Source organism: Mesorhizobium sp. Cs1299R1N3, from assembly GCF_037179625.1.
Lineage (GTDB): Bacteria > Pseudomonadota > Alphaproteobacteria > Rhizobiales > Rhizobiaceae > Mesorhizobium > Mesorhizobium salmacidum.
This window is the reverse complement of sequence record NZ_JAPYKQ010000001.1, coordinates 725,241-740,620: the sequence shown is the minus strand read 5'-3', so window position 1 is coordinate 740,620 and position 15,380 is coordinate 725,241. Positions and strand designations below refer to the sequence as shown.

Here is a 15,380-nt window from a genome sequence, read left to right as displayed (position 1 = left end):
TGCCTATCTCGGGAGCGTCCTGCCTTGTGGCTGTGTCCGCTGACCTGGGGGTGAAGCACGGTGATTTTCGACGCTGCCCGCACCGCGGCCCTGGAGTTGCTCTCGCCTCCGTTTCGTTCCGTGTTCATCAAGACGCTTGGCCTGACCCTGCTGGCGCTGGTCGCCCTGTGGTTCGGCCTGACCAGCCTTGTCGAATGGCTGGCCCTGCCGTGGCTCCAGACATTGTTGCCCGGCATGCCGTCCTGGGCCGGTTGGCTGGGCGGATTAATCGCCGCCATCGCGTTGGCCTTCGGCATGGCGCTGCTGGTCGCGCCGGTCACGGCCGTCATCGCCGGCCTGTTCCTCGACGATGTCGCCGAAGTGGTCGAGCGCACCGACTACCCCGGCTACCCGGCCGGACGCGCCATGCCGGCATTGCGCTCGCTGGTGCTGGCGATAAAATTCTTTGGCGTCGTCATCCTGGGTAACATTGTCGCCTTGCTGCTTCTGCTGGTGCCGGGCATCAACATCGCCGCTTTCTTCATCGTCAACGGCTACCTGCTCGGACGCGAATTCTTCGAATTCGCCGCCATGCGCTTTCGCCCCGAGGAAGATGCGAGGGCCCTGCGCAGGCAGTATGCCGGCACAGTGTTCCTTGCCGGGCTTGTGATCGCGGCCTTCCTCGCCGTGCCGGTGCTCAACCTGCTGACGCCGCTCTTCGCCGCCGCCATGATGGTGCATCTGCACAAGGCGGTCTCGGCACGGGAGGCGGGCCGTCCCGCACGCGGTTGAGCCTTCAGCGCAAGAGAAAGCCGCGCCCCAGCTCGTCATCCGGTTCGACAATGAATTCGGCTCGTCCGGAATAATAGGCATGGCCGTCGACGCGGGCGACAATCGCTTCGTGCGGGCCGGCCTTCGCCGTTCGCGCCACCACCCCGGAAAAGCGCGAGCCGGCGATGCTCTCGAAAATGCGCGTCTGCCCGATGGCGATCTCGCCCTTGGCATGCATGGCCGCCAGCCGGGCGGTGACGCCGGAACCGGTCGGCGAACGGTCGACCTCCGCCTCGGCGAAGACGCAGACATTTCTGGTGACTTCCCCGGAAAAGGCGTCCTTTCCATCGGTCAGGATGGTGCCATAGAGGAAGGCGAGATCATCATGATCGGGATGCGACAGCGGAAGCTCGGCCTTGAGCCGGTTCGTCAGCGCGGTTGCCGCGTCGACGAAATCGCGTACGCGATCGCGGCCGAATTCCAGCCCGAACTGATGGCAGTCGGCCAGCGCGTAAAAAGCCCCGCCATAGGCTATATCGAAACCGATCTTGCCATATTCCGTCAGCTCGATCTGTTGGTCGCCGGCAAACAGGAAGGCCGGCACGCTTTCGAACGACACCGAACCGGCCTTGCCGTCGCTGACCGCGACCGAGGCGACGACCAGGCCGCACGGCGCCTCGATGTTCACGGTGGTGAACGGCTCCTGTTTCGCCACCAGCCCTTGATCGATCGCGTAGCGGCCGAGCGCGACGATGGCGTGGCCGCACATGGTCGAATAACCTTCATTGTGCATGAACAGCACGGCGAGGTCGGCGCCGGGCAGGTCGGGCTCGACCAGCAGGGCGCCATACATGTCGTAATGGCCGCGCGGTTCGAAGATCAGCAGTTTGCGCAAATGATCGAGATGGTCGCGCACATAGGCGCGCTTCTCCAGGATGGTGCCCTTGGGAATACTGGGATAACCGCCCGTGACGATCCGGAGAGGCTCGCCGCCCGTATGCATGTCGACGACAGTAAAGTTCATGGGGCCGGCCTGTCCTAACCCTGGGATTTGCCGTACAGCGCCTGCAGCTTGCCGAAGGGCATGGCGGCGCGGGTGAAGCCGAACGTGCCGTCCTGCTGGATTTCGCGCGCCGCCGTCTCAAGCATGCCGTAGGCGAAATTGGTCAGCCACGGCCCTAGCGAAATCCGCTTGACGCCGGCCATGGCAAGGTCGGCGATGGTGAAGCCGGGCTTCGCCATGACATTGACCGGCTTGCCGACCGCCGAGCACAAGGTCCGTACCATCTCGACGTCGCCGATGCCCGGTGCATAGAGCACGTCGGCGCCGGCCTTCTCGAAGGCCTGCAGCCGCTTGATCGTGTCGTCGAGATCGGACTTGCCCCAGAGGAAATTCTCGGCCCGCGCCGTGAAGACAAAGTCGCGCTTCAGCGCCCGCGCCGCCTCCACCGCGGCGGCGACACGCTCGACCGCGTGCGAAAATTCATAGATGGGCTTCTCCGGAACGCCGGTGTGGTCCTCGATCGAGCAGCCGGCAAGCCCGGCGGCCTCCGCCGCGAAAATGGTCTCGGCGGCCTGCTCGGCGCTGTCGCCCTTGCTCTTCTCGAGATCGGCCGAAACCGGCAGTTCGGTCGCGGCCGTCACCTCGCGGCAATGATGGATCATCTGGTCGAAGCTCACGGCTCCGTCCGGCAGGCCGCGCGAAAAAGCAAAGCCGGCGCTGGTCGTGGCCAGCGCCTTGAAGCCGAAGGAGCCAAGCAGCTTCGTCGTGCCCGGATCCCAGGGATTGGGCATGACGAAGGTCGAGGCATGCAGGTCGCGAAAAATCTTGCCCTTGTCCATGAATGCTCCCCCATGATGAGTGTCGGGGCGGATGCTACCGCGCTGTTCGTGGCCGGGCAAACGAATGCGGTTGGTTCAGAAGCGTTTCTCGTTGTCAGCTGCCAATTTCTCGAAAGCGTCGGAATCGGCGACATAGCGCGCCGTTTTCTTGTCCCAGCGGTAGGTTACGGAGATGTCGTTCGAGACGGCCTTCGGCGCCGGTTCGTCGCAAGTCTCTTCGCCAGGCACTGTCTTGTCGGTTATCGTCGCCTTGATCGCTGCGTAGGGCGAGCCATCGCTCAAAGCCTGGAAGGTCAGGTCCTGGGAGCGCCGGTAGGAACAGACATTTTCGTCGAACGTGTTGATGAGGTCGATCCGCTCAAAACGGTCGTCTCGCACCAGGACAAGCGGCGTCGACATGTAGCCCTGGTTCGAATTGAAATGCGTGCTGGAGATCATCAGCGCATCGTCGCTGGCGCCGAGCGAAAGTTTACCGGGGTGGCGAAAGAAGGTGAAACGGTCGGTCGCCACGTTGACGGCATCGAGCAGCTTCGGTTTGCCGGTGAGGTCATAAAGCGCCAGCACCGCATAGCCCTCCGTGCTGTCGGGCGACTCGCCAAGGTCGAACAGCATGGCCAGCCGGTCCTTGCCGCCGGCTTTGATGCCAAGCACGCCGGCGCTGAAAACACTCGGTGCCTCTGGTGGCGAGCTGTCATTGTCGGGACCGGCAATGTGCCGCATCTCGATCGGCGAGGAGCCGACATAATAATCGCCCTTCGCCGTCAGATTCGGAACGACCATCCTGATGAGATCGGCATAGGTCGTGTCGGCGTGGCCGGCGATGGGTTTGCCGAGGTCCGGGCTGGCGGCATCCTGGGCGCCGGCCGCGCCGCACAGCAATGGCAGCAACAGGCAGGCAAGGACGAGCCGATGCAAAAATCCTGACATGCTTAATATCGTCCCCTAACCGCAAGCACCGCGAAGCTAACATGGCTTGCCGGGCCGCGCAGCTACAGCATGTCGCGGCGAATAGGATTCGCCCGACCTGCTGTAAGCTTCTGATTTTATGCATGTCGTTATCCCGGCCTATTCAGCCGGCGAAATCAGTGGATCGGCACCAGCCCGGCGAGTTCGCGCATATCATCGAACAGGATGCCGCCGGCCTGGATCAGGCCGTCGCGGTCGGAATAGGGGTCGCCATGATAGGAAAACACCCGCATGCCGGCGGCGATGCCGGCCTGCGTGCCGGCGACGCTGTCCTCGACGACGATGCAGTCGGCGGGCGCGAAGCCCATGGTCCTGGCGGCGTGCAGGAACAGGTCGGGGAACGGCTTGCCGCGCGATACCATGGTGGCGCTGAACATGGCATGTTCGAACAGCGGCAACAGCCCGGTCTGGCCAAGGGTTATGTGCATCTTGGAGATCCTGGCCGAGGTGGCGACGCAATAGGCGATGCCGGCCGCTCGGACCGCCTCGATGAACTCCCGGACATAAGGGATCGCCTCGACGCCATGGGCGAACAGATCCGGCAGGCCTGCATTCCAGCGCTCGACGAAATCGGCGCCGAGCCTGACGTCGGTCGTCTCTTCGATCTCCTTCTGCACCGAGACCATGCTTCGGCCGGAGAAGTTCTTGCGGCAATATTCGAAGGTCGTTGGATAGCCAGTCGCGCTAAGCCATTCGGCCAGGCGCCGGTTGGCCAGGTTCTCGGTATCGACCAGGATCCCGTCGCAGTCGAAGATGACGAGCTTTGGCAGCGGCCGTGTTTCAGTCATATTGGATCAGTCTACGCGACAAATCGGTTCGATATGCCGAAACACAGCCATGCATCAGGCGGTGCCGGTCGATCCGAATCCGCCCGAGCCGCGCGCCGTGCCGCCGGCCAGCGAACGCTCTTCCACCGCCACCTGCGTCACGGCGGCGAAAACGATTTGGGCGATCCGCATGCCGCGCGTCACGGCGAAGTCCTCGTCGCCGAGATTGACCAGCAGCACCTTCACCTCGCCGCGATAGTCGCTGTCGACCGTGCCGGGTGAATTGAGGACGGTGAGGCCATGTTTGAAGGCAAGGCCCGAGCGTGGCCGCACCTGGCCCTCCATGCCCTCGGGAATTTCCAGGATCAGCCCGGTCGGCACCAAGGCGCGCTTGCCCGGCAGGATCAGAAGCGGCCGGTCTTCGGGCACCGCCGCGCGCAAATCCATGCCGGCGGCGCCGGCGCTTTCATAAGCGGGAAGCGGAAGACCCTCACCATGCGGCAACCTGACGAAGCCGACGGTCGGACCGATGACGGAAGGTGTTTGAAGGGCTGCGCGCATAAAATCGATCCTATCGGCGCGATTGCCGATTCGGTCAACTCGACCGCAGGGCTATCAACGGCTTTCTTTCGGGCATCACTGTGGCCTGAGGACGGCTCAACGCACTTCCATCGGAACCACCGTCGTCTCCTTGATCTCCTCCATGACGAAGGAGGCGGAAACATCCGACAATGCCACCTTGGCGATCAGCCGCTGGTAGAGCCGGTCATAGGCTTTCACGTCGGCGACGCGGGCGCGCAGCACATAGTCGAGATCGCCGGACATGCGGTAGACGCCGATGATCTCGGGCAAACCCGCCACCGCGGCGCGGAATTTCTGCAGCCAGTCCGGGTCGTGGTTCGATGTGCGGATCAGGATGAACACCGAAAGGCCAAGTCCGAGCTTCTCGGCATCGACCAGCGCCACGCGGCCGGTGATGACGCCAGCTTCCTCCAGCCGCTTGACGCGCCGCCAGCAGGCATTGCGCGACAAGGCCACCCGCTCCGACAGCTGGTCGACCGACAAGGTGCCGTCGCGTTGCAGTTCGGCGAGCAACTTCCGATCAATTTCGTCGATCGCCAGTGTCATGTGGGATATTTGTCCCATGAAGTCGCAAAATACAAGGATATTTTGGGACCAATGAACCGGTGAGGCGTGTCAGGATACTCATATCGGAACGCAAGCGCTGAAGGGGAACCAGCATGTCGGTCGCAAGGATTTTCACCTCTCATCCGGCCAAGGTCGGCGAAACCTATTTCGGCCATATGGCCTTCGCCGCATGGTTTTCGTCGCGCCTGCTGATGGCGGCGGCAGCAGCATTTGTTCACGCTTTCTTGCCATTTCTCTTTGAGACTACCGCCAGCCGAATCATTCGCGAGCTCTACGAGCGGACGCACAACAGAGGCACACACGCGATCAACGAGCCCGCTGCTCTTCCGGATCGCGCCTAAAGGAAGACGGAAGCGATGTGCCGGTGGGCGGCCTATCTCGGTGAAGCGGTCTTTCTCGAAGACATCCTCACGGCGCCCTGTCACTCGCTGATCGCCCAGAGCCACTGCGCCCAGGAAGCGAAGTCGCCGACCAATGGCGATGGTTTCGGCCTTGCCTGGTACGGCGACCGGCCGGAGCCCGGTCTCTACCGCGACATCCTGCCGGCGTGGTCCGATCCCAACCTGAAGAGCCTGTGCCGGCAGATCAAATCCGGCCTGTTTCTCGCCCATGTGCGGGCCTCGACCGGCGGCGCCACCAGCCGCATGAATTGCCATCCGTTCATCTCCGGCCGCTGGTCGTTCATGCACAATGGCCAGATCGGCGGTTTCGAGAAGATCCGCCGCGCGCTGGAGAACTCGCTGTCCGACGCTGTCTTCGACCAGCGCGAAGGCACCACCGATTCCGAACTGTTTTTTCTGCTCATGATCGACGAAGGGCTTTCGTCCGACCCGCAAGGCGCCGTTTCCCGCGCCACCTCCCGCGTGCTGGAAGCCTCGCGCCGCGCTGGTCTCGAGCCGGCGCTGAAATTGACCGCCGCCTTCTCCGACGGACAGGCGCTGCATGCGGTGCGCTATGCCTCCGACGCCCAGGCGCCGACGCTCTACACGTCCATCTTCCGCAAGGGCGCTGGCCGCTGCATCGTTTCCGAACCCTTCGATCGCGAGGGCGGCGACTGGCAGGCGATCCCGCCATCGAGCTTCGTCACCATGACAAGGGACGGCATCGACATTCGCCCGTTCGCTCCGGTCGCGGCGAAGCTGGCGCTGGCCGGGTAAGTCTTCTTCGCCGGTGTCTCAAATCGGCAATGCTGGCAGGACAGCGCCCCCCTCTGTCCTGCCGGACATCTCCCCCACGAGGGGGGAGATCGGATATCACGACGGCTTTCGCCAATTTTCAGCGTTGGAGAAAAAAGCGCCGGAGCCGACGCTGCCAATCTCCCCACCCGTGGGGGAGATGTCCGGCAGGACAGAGGGGGGCGCCGTAGAGTGCCGACCTCAACGCAATCCCAATCAAGCGCGGGCCTCCAATGAATGCTCAACTCCGCTTGAAGCCACGCCGCTGTCCGCCATGTTGACGGGCAGGCGGCAGCAAGCCGGAGCCTTGATCATGGACCTCGCCTTTTCCACAGCCACCGATCTCGCGGCCGCCATCGCCGCGCGCAAAATCTCCGCCGTCGAAGCGCTTGACGCCCACCTCGCGCAGATCGACAGGCACAACCCTGCCGTCAACGCCGTCATCTCGCTCGACAGGGACGGGGCTCGCGAGCGTGCCGGGAAGGCCGACGCGGCACTGGCGCGCGGTGCCACACCTGGGCCGCTGCACGGCGTTCCCTTCACGCTGAAGGACATGCACGAGACATCTGGCATGAAAACCACGGTAGGCTTCCCGCCCTTCGCCGACTATGTGGCGAAAGAGGACAGCCCGGTCGTTACCAGGTTGAAGGCAGCCGGCGGTGTGCTGATGGCCAAGACCAATGTCGCCACCATGCTCTCCGACTGGCAATCGGACAATCCGCTGTTCGGCCGCACCAGCAATCCCTGGAATCTCCAGCGCACCCCGGGCGGATCCAGCGGCGGCGCCGCTGCCGCCGTCTGCACAGGCATGACACCGTTCGACGTCGGCACCGACATGCAGGACTCGATCCGCCTTCCCGCGGCGTTCTGCGGCGTCTACGGCCTGAAGCCGACGGAACATCGCGTTTCGCTGGCCGGAGCCTTTCCGGATCCAGGCGGTGCGGCGCGTAGCGTGCGGCTGATGTCCTGTCTCGGCCCACTGGCGCGCAGCATCGACGATTTGGCGTTGATCTATCGGATCATCGCCGGCCCAGACGACCGCGACACCGACCTTGCGCCGATGCCGGTCGAGGCCATGCCGAAGCTCGACCTCCAAACTTTGCGCATCGCTTTCGCGCCCTCCTTTCCCGGGTTCCCAGTGGCCGGCGGCATCAGTGCCGCGGTCGAAAATCTCGCAAGACGACTGCAAGACGCCGGCGCCATCATCGAGGAAGCGAAACTGCCCAAGCTCGACCTGCACGACGATCTTGCCCAGGGCGGCGCGCTGATCGGCATGATGATGGAGGCGGCGCAGCAGGAACCGTCGGAGGAGCCGACATCGGTCTCGCGCTGGTTCGAGGCGCTGGCCCGCCGCGACAAATCAATTCTCGCCTGGGACCGGTTCTTCGAGGATTGGGACGCGCTGCTCTGCCCGGTCGCCATGATCACGGCATTCCCGCATTGTGCGCCGGGCACCGCGATCAAAGTCGACGGCAAGGACCAGAGCTACTGGATGTTGCCGGCCTACGGCGCCGTCTTCAACTACAGCGGCCACCCGGCGCTTTCGATACCTTGCGGGCAGGACAGCGACGGCCTGCCGATCGGCCTGCAGCTTGTCGGCGGACGCTGGTCGGAGGCGTGGCTGCTCGCCGTCGCCAAGGCGATGGAACCGCTGGCCGGCGGCTTTCGCCGGCCGCGCGCCACTGCTGGCTAGTCATTTCAGGGGTTTTGCCCGGCACTCGAATGCGTCAGCCAATGGCGGTCGAAGACGTCGAGGATGGCGCGGAACTCGGTCGGTGGGACCTGGTGGACGCCGCCGTCGCTGCCTCCAACGAGGAACCGGGTGAGCTGCATGTCGATCTGCTCCGGGTGCTCGATGGACATGCCGAGCGAGGCCAAATCGCCTGAAATCGATTGATCCAGTTGCAAATATCCGCCCCGTGAGGTGGCGCCGGGTGCCGGATCGCGCAGCCGCACGATGAGGATCCTCGTCGTCGACGGCTGCGCTTCCGGGCCAATGATGGCGGTTCCGCACATATAGCCGCCAAGCACACTTCCAGGCTGCGACTGCGGGAACAGGCTGATGAAGAACTGGGCGTCGCCACCGGCTTCCTTGAGATGCACGTAAAGCGCGCGCTTGGCCGGTGTAACCGGACCGCCAAGAACCAATTGCCCCGTCGGCAAGGTCTCGCGATAGGTAGCGGTCAGACCATGCAGGCCAGGACCCGCCTCGACCGATAGGATACCCCTGATCAACTGGTCGCGGTGATAGGGAGACCAGGCGCGCGAATAGCACGCGTAGGTGCCGGCGAGCGTGAAGGCGAAGCTGCGCTCGTCGTGACCGGACGAGGTCTCGAACTGGGCGCCAACGCGGCGGTCGAGCTCTGCCTTGTCGATGTTGTGACGGGCCGCGATGGCGGCCGTGAAGCCTGAAAGATCGCAGTCGGCGATCCATGCGCCCTGCTGTTCCAGGCCAAGCAGCTTCGCCCAATCGTCATAGACGCTGTGTTCGCGCGGTTGGGCGCGGCCCTGCAACCATTTGTCGGCGCGTCCGAGATCGAAAGCAGTCTTTGGATTGACGGTCCGGAAAGCCGCCGCCAAATCCTTGCGGGTTACGGTCCCCAACAACGCCGAAGTCAGCCGTAATTTCTGCGCAATGTGCTGTGCCATGCGGCGGCTGCCTTTTGCTGCTCGTTTTCAGCCATAACACGCCGTGGCCAGACGTCCATCGTTACTTTTCCATTTGCTAATATTCCAGCAATTCCAGAGAATTCCACCGCGTTCCGCGCGTGCTCCCTTTCCGCTCCTTGGGCCGGCGCTAAGCTGGCGGAGGGCAAGGGGCAAATCGTCAGCAAACATTCTGAGCGTTAGCTGAGAACGTAGTCCTTTCCTTTGCAGGGCTGTGACTCGCTCCGATCGAGCAACGGCGAAACCAGGCTGAGAAGCCTTGGGCAACCGAACCGTAACGCCACCTCAATTGAAGGAATGACCGGATGACCGCAAACGCCTCTTCCAGACTGACGTTCATTGTATTTACCGCGGGCTGCATCGCATTGGCGCTGCTTTTCCGATACGCGCCGGCCGGCGATTTCCCCTCGAAATATACCAAGGGCGCAACGGCGATCGCTGCAAAGCCGACGCGCATTGACGTCGACAATGAAGCGCACGCCATCCGTTTCTATGTCGATGGCAAGCAGGTCGCTTTGCTCGACCAATCCGGTTTCAGGCCATGAGCCGCCAAGCCGCACGGTGTCGTGATGACTTGCATGAAGACGTGGGCTTGGACGCAACGCACGAATGCGGCGCGCCTTGAAGCCAGAGAGGAAATCGCCATGAAAACCGTTCTGTCCGCGCTGCTCGTGCTGCTTGCCCTGTCACAGGCCGCGGAAGCCAAGAAAAAAATTCCGGTGACGCAGGACAATGCCGCCAAGGTGGAGGCGACCCGCCCGCCGCTTGACGACAGGTCGACAGGCGGGATCGTGCCGGCCGCGGGCACAAAGGCGCCGGCCACCGACGGGATGCAATACCCGCCGGCGCTGTATCTCAACTTCCAGTAATCAGTTGCTGCAGCGCCGGTCGACGGTCATTGACTGGCGGCCATGCCGCCCGGCTATTGAGCGAAGCGCGAGAGTCCGTAAGGCGCCAGCAGCGGGTCGCGCTCGCCGCCAAAGATTTCGCGCGTGGCGAACAGGCCGACGGCCGGCGCCAGCGTGATGCCGGAATGCATGACCGCTATGTAGACGCCATCCATGCCCTCGGCGCGGCCGATGATCGGAAAGCCGTCGATCGGTGTCGGCCGGTAGCCGACCGTGTGGAAATCCAGCTCAAGTCCGTCGCTGTCGCGCAACATGGCTGTCGTGGCCGCGAACAACGCGCGGGCGGTGGCTTTGGCATCCATCCCCGGATCGGCGCCGCCGAAGTCCGAGCCGGCGATGATGCGGCCCTCCGCCGTCTGGCGCATGTGCAGCCGCTCAGCCAGCACCAGTCCGTTGAGCAGCTTCTTGCATGGCCGCGAATGGACGATCAGGCCGGGCGGCGTCTCGATCGGCAGGTTGATGCCGGCGGTCGCGGCAATGTCCGGCGAGCCGACGCCTGCCGCGATCACCACCTCGTCGGCGGCAATCAGCCCATGCGATGTGCCCACGCCGGTTATCCTGCCATTGGTCTGGATCAGCGCCGTGACCGTACTGGAACGGATGCGCGCGCCGCGCTGTTCGGCATCGGCCAGCAGGGCCTTGGTGGCTGCGACCGGCTCGGCAACACCTTCCTTGGCGACATGCAAAGCGAAATCCGGCGGTTCGGCGAGATTCGGCTCGATGCGCGCCGCGCCTGTACGGTCGACGCGCTCGATGCCGTAGCCCCAGGCTGAGTGCTCCGCGGCATAGGTTTCCATATCCGCCGCCGATAGATCCCAGCATAGGCCGCCGCACCAGTTGAGCGGCAGGCCGGGCAGGTCTCTCGCCAACCGCGACCATTCGGCCATGGCGCGGCTGCGCAGCCGGAAATAAGGCTCCGGATTGCCCCAGCTGGCATTGATCCAGGCAAAGGAATTGGGCGTCGCGACACCCCCGGCCTTGCTGTCGGCGACGACCGTTACCTGGGCGCCCGCTTTGGTCAGGTGCCAGGCGATCGACGCACCGATAATGCCGGCGCCGATGACGATCACTTGTTTGCCGGCGCTCATGTTCGTTTCTGATCCCAAGGTGACATGTCATCCAAGTGCCATCCTGTCCGCCGCTTGCCAACATCGAATGCCATAAAAAACGCAACTTGACATCAATACGTACGTACGTATTATATGGCCATGGCTAGACAATCACTCCGCGAAAAACTCCTCGACGCCGGTTTCCAGACCATCTGGGACTCGGGCTATGCCGCCGCCGGCGTGCGCGACATCGTCGCCGCGGCTGACGCCCGGCCGGGCTCCTTCACAAACCATTTTGCCTCCAAGGAGCAATTTGTTGGCGAAGTGGTGGACCGCTATTTCGCCTATGTCAGCGGACTGGTCGAAACAGCGCTGGCGCAGGATGGGACCCCGCCTGTCGGCAGGCTGCGCCGTTATCTCGATCTCATCACCTCGAAGCTTGAAGCGCATGATTGGGCGCGCGGCTGCATGATCGGCAATCTCAGTCTTGAGACCGCCGTGCACAGCGAACCGCTGCGCCTGCGATTGGTCGCTATCTTCGAGCGCTGGCGTCAGCCCTTCGCGGCCTGCATCGCCGAAGGCCAGGCGACCGGTGACATCACGAGAGCCTTCGACGCCGAGGACCTTGCCGACTTCCTGCTGTCGTCCTGGCAAGGCGCCATGCTGCGTATGAAAGTCGAGCGTAGCCCCGAGCCGCTCGAGCGGTTCAAGAAGATCATCTTCAGCACAGTCTTTGGAAAGGAGCCGATCCCATGACTTCGAAAGCCGACATGCCTCAGGCGGGCGTCGCCGCACCGAGACGTTCGCAAATCGCCGTCCTCGATTCGACCATGTCCTTTGTCGAGGCCGGCGCGTCCGGTCCGACTGTGCTGTTCCTGCATGGCAATCCGACCTCGTCGCATATCTGGCGCAACATCATCCCGCACGTGGCGCCGTTCGGGCGCTGTATCGCGCCCGACCTGATCGGCTATGGCCAATCCGGCAAGCCCGATATCGACTATCGCTTCTTCGACCAGGTCCGCTACCTCGACGCCTTTCTCGACGCGCTCGACATCAGGGACATGGTTCTGGTCGCCCAGGATTGGGGCACTGCCCTGGCCTTCCATCTCGCGGCGCGGTGGCCGCGCCGCGTCCTCGGCCTCGCCTTCATGGAGTTCATCCGGCCCTTCGAGCGTTGGGAGGACTTTCACCAGCGTCCGCAAGCTCGCGAAATGTTCAAGGCGTTGCGTACGCCCGATGTCGGCGAGAAGCTGGTCCTGGAAGACAATGTCTTCGTCGAAAAATTGCTGCCGGCCTCGGTGCTGCGCACAATGAGCGACGAAGAGATGGCCGTCTACCGGGCGCCGTTCCCGACGCCGCGATCGCGCAGGCCGGTGCTGCGTTTGCCCCGGGAATTGCCGATCGAGGGCCAGCCCGCCGACGTCGCCGCCATCAGCGAACACGACCATCGGGCGCTGCGGCTGTCCACCTATCCGAAATTGCTGTTCGCCGGCGATCCAGGCGCGCTTATCTCACCGCAGGCCGCACGCGAATTCGCGGCCAACTTGAAGAACTGCCGTTTCATCGATCTCGGGCCTGGCGCGCACTACCTGCAGGAGGATCATGCCGACACGATCGGCAGCGCTATCGCCGGCTGGCTTCCGGGGGTCGTTCAGGCGGGCCGCATGAACGAACCCGCCTGAAGCAAGCCATGCAACCGGCGGCGTTCACGCCGCCGGACCGGTCGACAGCCCGGCGCTGCGCTGCTAGAAGCCCGGCCTGTCACACGGAAATCCCAAGAGAATGCCCGAAATTATTCCAGAGGAAGTGGCGCGCCGCCGCACTTTCGCGATCATCGCCCATCCCGACGCCGGCAAGACGACGCTGACCGAAAAGCTGCTGCTGTTCGGTGGCGCCATCCAGCTTGCCGGCGAGGTCAAGGCCAAGAAGGACCGCATCCAGACGCGTTCCGACTGGATGAAGATCGAGCGCGAGCGCGGCATTTCGGTCGTCACCTCGGTGATGACGTTCGAATATGAGGACAATGTCTTCAACCTGCTCGACACGCCGGGCCACGAGGATTTCGCCGACGACACCTATCGCACGCTGTCGGCGGTCGACTCGGCCGTCATGGTCATCGACGCCGCCAAGGGCATCGAGCCGCGCACGCTGAAGCTGTTCGAGGTCTGCCGGCTGCGCGACATCCCGATCATCACCTTCGTCAACAAGATGGACCGTGAAAGCCGCGATCCGTTCGAGATTTTGGACGAGATCGAGCAGAAGCTGGCGCTGGACACCGCGCCCATCACCTGGCCGATTGGCCGTGGCAAGACTTTTTCCGGCACCTATCACCTGGCGCTGAACGCCGTGCGCAAGGGCGACGACGAGAAGGAACGCACGCCGGTCAACGGTCCCGATTCCAACCGCGTTGCCGGCCTGCTGCCGGAAAACGAGCGCGAGGCCTTCATCGAGGAACTGGAACTCGCGCGCGAAGCCTGCCGACCGCTCGACATCGACGCTTTTCGCGAGGGCCATCTGACGCCGGTCTATTTCGGCTCGGCGCTGCGCAATTATGGCGTGCGCGACCTGATCGAGGCGCTTGGCGCCTTTGGCCCGCCACCGCGCGCGCAGGAGGCCGACACCCGCACCATCGAGGCGACGGAGGAAAAAATGACCTCCTTCGTCTTCAAGATACAGGCCAACATGGATCCCAACCACCGCGACCGCATCGCCTTCGTGCGCGTCTGCTCGGGCAAGCTCGAGCGCGGCATGAAGGCCAAGCTGGTGCGCACGGGAAAGCCGATGAGCCTCTCGGCGCCGCAATTCTTCTTCGCCCGCACCCGCGTCACCGCCGACGAAGCCTTCGCCGGCGATGTCGTCGGCATCCCCAACCACGGCACGCTGCGCATCGGCGACACCCTGACCGAGGGCGAGGAAATCCTGTTTCGCGGCGTGCCGAACTTCGCCCCCGAAATCCTGCGTCGTGTCCGCCTCGGCGACGCGATGAAAGCGAAAAAACTCAAGGAAGCGCTGCACCAGATGGCCGAGGAAGGCGTCGTGCAGCTGTTCTCGCCAGAGGACGGCTCACCGGCCATCGTCGGCGTCGTCGGCGCCCTGCAGCTCGACGTGCTGAAAGAGCGTCTGAATTTCGAATACACGCTGCCCGTCGAATTCGAAATGTCGCGCTTTTCGGTCTGCCGCTGGATCTCGGCCGACGACAAGGCCGAGGTGCTTCGCTTCATCGAGGCGCATCGCGGTGACATCGCCCGCGACCTCGACAACGACCCGGTCTTCCTCGCCCAGCACGCCTTCTCGCTGAACTACGAAGCCGAGCGCTGGAAAGCGATCCGCTTCGCCACGATCAAGGATTATCAGGTGAGAGACAAGGCGGCTTGAGGCCCGCGGCCTTTCCCTTCTCCCCCTGTGGGAGAAGGTGCCCGAAGGGCGGATGAGGGGTGTTCCAGGGAATGCCAGCGTCTCACTCCGCTGGAACACCCCTCAACCGTCTCGGCGCTGCGCGCCGATCCACCTTCTCCCACAAGGGGAGAAGGGAATCGCGCCTCTCACCCTTTCGCCGCCGCCTCCAGTTTGGCGATATCGATCTTACCCATCTGCATCATCGCCGACATCACCCGGCCGGCCTTGGCCCTGTCCGGATCCAGGAGCAGGCGCGGCAACTGTTCCGGCACGACCTGCCAGGAAACACCGAACTTGTCCTTCAACCAGCTGCAGGGGCCGGGCTCCCCGCCCTCGGTGAGCTTCTCCCAGAAGTAATCGACTTCTTCCTGCGTCTTGCAGTCGATCGACTGCGACATCGCCTCGTTGAACTTGAAGTTGGGGCCGCCATTGAGCGCCTGGAACGGCACGCCGTCGAGCTCGAACGTGGTCAGCAGCACTTTGCCCTCATCGGCGTGACCCTTGGGCCAACGCAGCACGCTCAGCACCTTCGAATTCTTGAAGATGGAGACGTAGTGGTTCATCGCTTCTTCGGCCTGGCCGTCGAACCACAGGCAGGTGGTGATCTTTTGCATGTCGTGTTCCTCGGTTGCTTCTTGCTGCTACAATGAAACGGCCGACTCCAGCATTTGGCGCCATTTGTTGCCGTCTGCCCAAGGACGGCCATGAGAC

General features: G+C 63.6%; 18 protein-coding genes. 9 read left to right on the top strand and 9 right to left on the bottom strand.

Translation table 11 applies throughout. The annotated features are described in order from the left end of the window. Positions 1-60: 60 nt before the first annotated feature. Complete coding sequence (locus tag O7B34_RS03435) at positions 61-771, top strand: sulfate transporter family protein (RefSeq protein WP_337144863.1); 711 nt, start codon at positions 61-63, stop codon at positions 769-771. A gap of 4 nt (positions 772-775) precedes the next feature. Here the strand turns inward: O7B34_RS03435 and O7B34_RS03430 are convergent, their stop codons facing one another. The 6 genes from O7B34_RS03430 to O7B34_RS03405 all read right to left on the bottom strand — a co-directional run bounded on the left by O7B34_RS03430 (position 776) and on the right by O7B34_RS03405 (position 5,453). Continuing rightward, positions 776-1,774 carry a proline racemase family protein gene (locus tag O7B34_RS03430; RefSeq protein WP_337144862.1) on the bottom strand — a complete coding sequence of 333 codons (999 nt, stop codon included), beginning with the start codon at positions 1,772-1,774 and terminating at the stop codon, positions 776-778. Positions 1,775-1,788: 14 nt separating this feature from the next. Continuing rightward, entirely contained in the window at positions 1,789-2,592 is an 804-nt protein-coding gene (locus tag O7B34_RS03425) for an isocitrate lyase/PEP mutase family protein (protein ID WP_337144861.1), read from the bottom strand. 75 nt (positions 2,593-2,667) lie between these two features. Continuing rightward, positions 2,668-3,519, bottom strand: coding sequence for a hypothetical protein (locus tag O7B34_RS03420; RefSeq protein WP_337144860.1), 852 nt, complete (start codon positions 3,517-3,519; stop codon positions 2,668-2,670). Positions 3,520-3,674: 155 nt separating this feature from the next. Next, the gene (locus O7B34_RS03415) at positions 3,675-4,346 is read right to left on the bottom strand and encodes an HAD family hydrolase (RefSeq protein WP_027142190.1); all 672 of its coding nucleotides are present in this window, start codon (positions 4,344-4,346) and stop codon (positions 3,675-3,677) included. 54 nt (positions 4,347-4,400) lie between these two features. Beyond that, the gene (gene dut / locus O7B34_RS03410; protein WP_140760788.1) at positions 4,401-4,886 is read right to left on the bottom strand and encodes a dUTP diphosphatase; all 486 of its coding nucleotides are present in this window, start codon (positions 4,884-4,886) and stop codon (positions 4,401-4,403) included. Between the two features lie 96 nt (positions 4,887-4,982). Further along, on the bottom strand, positions 4,983-5,453 hold the full coding sequence (locus tag O7B34_RS03405) for an Lrp/AsnC family transcriptional regulator (protein ID WP_337129262.1): 471 nt from the start codon (positions 5,451-5,453) through the stop codon (positions 4,983-4,985). 113 nt (positions 5,454-5,566) lie between these two features. Between O7B34_RS03405 and O7B34_RS03400 the strand changes: the two genes are divergently transcribed. From O7B34_RS03400 to O7B34_RS03390, 3 genes are all read left to right on the top strand, one after another. After that, positions 5,567-5,815 carry a DUF6356 family protein gene (locus O7B34_RS03400; RefSeq protein WP_337129261.1) on the top strand — a complete coding sequence of 83 codons (249 nt, stop codon included), beginning with the start codon at positions 5,567-5,569 and terminating at the stop codon, positions 5,813-5,815. A gap of 15 nt (positions 5,816-5,830) precedes the next feature. Next, entirely contained in the window at positions 5,831-6,631 is an 801-nt protein-coding gene (locus O7B34_RS03395) for a class II glutamine amidotransferase (RefSeq protein ID WP_337144859.1), read from the top strand. 331 nt (positions 6,632-6,962) lie between these two features. Continuing rightward, a complete protein-coding gene (locus tag O7B34_RS03390) occupies positions 6,963-8,342 on the top strand; it encodes an amidase (protein ID WP_337144858.1) in 1,380 nt (459 codons plus the stop codon). Between the two features lie 5 nt (positions 8,343-8,347). Here the strand turns inward: O7B34_RS03390 and O7B34_RS03385 are convergent, their stop codons facing one another. Then, complete coding sequence (locus O7B34_RS03385; protein WP_337144857.1) at positions 8,348-9,298, bottom strand: hypothetical protein; 951 nt, start codon at positions 9,296-9,298, stop codon at positions 8,348-8,350. A 323-nt stretch (positions 9,299-9,621) separates the two neighbouring features. Between O7B34_RS03385 and O7B34_RS03380 the strand changes: the two genes are divergently transcribed. Beyond that, positions 9,622-9,861, top strand: a complete 240-nt coding sequence (locus tag O7B34_RS03380; protein ID WP_337139066.1) for a hypothetical protein — start codon at positions 9,622-9,624, stop codon at positions 9,859-9,861. Between the two features lie 99 nt (positions 9,862-9,960). After that, positions 9,961-10,185 carry a hypothetical protein gene (locus tag O7B34_RS03375; protein WP_337139067.1) on the top strand — a complete coding sequence of 75 codons (225 nt, stop codon included), beginning with the start codon at positions 9,961-9,963 and terminating at the stop codon, positions 10,183-10,185. A 53-nt stretch (positions 10,186-10,238) separates the two neighbouring features. Here O7B34_RS03375 and O7B34_RS03370 read toward each other — a convergent pair whose 3' ends face one another. Then, positions 10,239-11,312 carry an NAD(P)/FAD-dependent oxidoreductase gene (locus O7B34_RS03370; RefSeq protein ID WP_337144856.1) on the bottom strand — a complete coding sequence of 358 codons (1,074 nt, stop codon included), beginning with the start codon at positions 11,310-11,312 and terminating at the stop codon, positions 10,239-10,241. Positions 11,313-11,432: 120 nt separating this feature from the next. On the opposite strand from O7B34_RS03370, the gene O7B34_RS03365 reads away from it, so the two are divergent. The 3 genes from O7B34_RS03365 to O7B34_RS03355 all read left to right on the top strand — a co-directional run bounded on the left by O7B34_RS03365 (position 11,433) and on the right by O7B34_RS03355 (position 14,648). Then, positions 11,433-12,029: a TetR/AcrR family transcriptional regulator gene (locus tag O7B34_RS03365; RefSeq protein ID WP_337144855.1), complete on the top strand. Its 597-nt coding sequence runs from the start codon at positions 11,433-11,435 to the stop codon at positions 12,027-12,029. Then, positions 12,026-12,955 (top strand): haloalkane dehalogenase, encoded by a 930-nt coding sequence (locus tag O7B34_RS03360; RefSeq protein ID WP_337139071.1) that lies wholly within the window; start codon positions 12,026-12,028, stop codon positions 12,953-12,955. Before O7B34_RS03365 ends, O7B34_RS03360 begins: the two co-directional genes overlap by 4 nt. Positions 12,956-13,055: 100 nt before the next feature. After that, positions 13,056-14,648, top strand: coding sequence for a peptide chain release factor 3 (locus O7B34_RS03355; protein WP_140509158.1), 1,593 nt, complete (start codon positions 13,056-13,058; stop codon positions 14,646-14,648). A gap of 167 nt (positions 14,649-14,815) precedes the next feature. Here the strand turns inward: O7B34_RS03355 and O7B34_RS03350 are convergent, their stop codons facing one another. Continuing rightward, positions 14,816-15,283, bottom strand: a complete 468-nt coding sequence (locus O7B34_RS03350; RefSeq protein ID WP_337144854.1) for a VOC family protein — start codon at positions 15,281-15,283, stop codon at positions 14,816-14,818. Between the last annotated feature and the right edge of the window lie 97 nt (positions 15,284-15,380).

What these genes read in the sequence shown, in the direction of transcription:
- O7B34_RS03395 (WP_337144859.1), top strand. Translation starts at nt 5,831, where the DNA reads ATGTGCCGGTGGGCGGCCTATCTCGGTGAAGCGGTCTTTCTCGAAGAC.
- O7B34_RS03390 (WP_337144858.1), top strand. Translation starts at nt 6,963, where the DNA reads ATGGACCTCGCCTTTTCCACAGCCACCGATCTCGCGGCCGCCATCGCC.
- O7B34_RS03380 (WP_337139066.1), top strand. Translation starts at nt 9,622, where the DNA reads ATGACCGCAAACGCCTCTTCCAGACTGACGTTCATTGTATTTACCGCG.
- O7B34_RS03430 (WP_337144862.1), bottom strand. Translation starts at nt 1,774, where the DNA reads ATGAACTTTACTGTCGTCGACATGCATACGGGCGGCGAGCCTCTCCGG.
- O7B34_RS03415 (WP_027142190.1), bottom strand. Translation starts at nt 4,346, where the DNA reads ATGACTGAAACACGGCCGCTGCCAAAGCTCGTCATCTTCGACTGCGAC.
- O7B34_RS03350 (WP_337144854.1), bottom strand. Translation starts at nt 15,283, where the DNA reads ATGCAAAAGATCACCACCTGCCTGTGGTTCGACGGCCAGGCCGAAGAA.
- O7B34_RS03425 (WP_337144861.1), bottom strand. Translation starts at nt 2,592, where the DNA reads ATGGACAAGGGCAAGATTTTTCGCGACCTGCATGCCTCGACCTTCGTC.
- O7B34_RS03375 (WP_337139067.1), top strand. Translation starts at nt 9,961, where the DNA reads ATGAAAACCGTTCTGTCCGCGCTGCTCGTGCTGCTTGCCCTGTCACAG.
- O7B34_RS03370 (WP_337144856.1), bottom strand. Translation starts at nt 11,312, where the DNA reads ATGAGCGCCGGCAAACAAGTGATCGTCATCGGCGCCGGCATTATCGGT.
- O7B34_RS03365 (WP_337144855.1), top strand. Translation starts at nt 11,433, where the DNA reads ATGGCTAGACAATCACTCCGCGAAAAACTCCTCGACGCCGGTTTCCAG.
- O7B34_RS03355 (WP_140509158.1), top strand. Translation starts at nt 13,056, where the DNA reads ATGCCCGAAATTATTCCAGAGGAAGTGGCGCGCCGCCGCACTTTCGCG.
- O7B34_RS03360 (WP_337139071.1), top strand. Translation starts at nt 12,026, where the DNA reads ATGACTTCGAAAGCCGACATGCCTCAGGCGGGCGTCGCCGCACCGAGA.
- dut (WP_140760788.1), bottom strand. Translation starts at nt 4,886, where the DNA reads ATGCGCGCAGCCCTTCAAACACCTTCCGTCATCGGTCCGACCGTCGGC.
- O7B34_RS03400 (WP_337129261.1), top strand. Translation starts at nt 5,567, where the DNA reads ATGTCGGTCGCAAGGATTTTCACCTCTCATCCGGCCAAGGTCGGCGAA.
- O7B34_RS03405 (WP_337129262.1), bottom strand. Translation starts at nt 5,453, where the DNA reads ATGACACTGGCGATCGACGAAATTGATCGGAAGTTGCTCGCCGAACTG.
- O7B34_RS03420 (WP_337144860.1), bottom strand. Translation starts at nt 3,519, where the DNA reads ATGTCAGGATTTTTGCATCGGCTCGTCCTTGCCTGCCTGTTGCTGCCA.
- O7B34_RS03385 (WP_337144857.1), bottom strand. Translation starts at nt 9,298, where the DNA reads ATGGCACAGCACATTGCGCAGAAATTACGGCTGACTTCGGCGTTGTTG.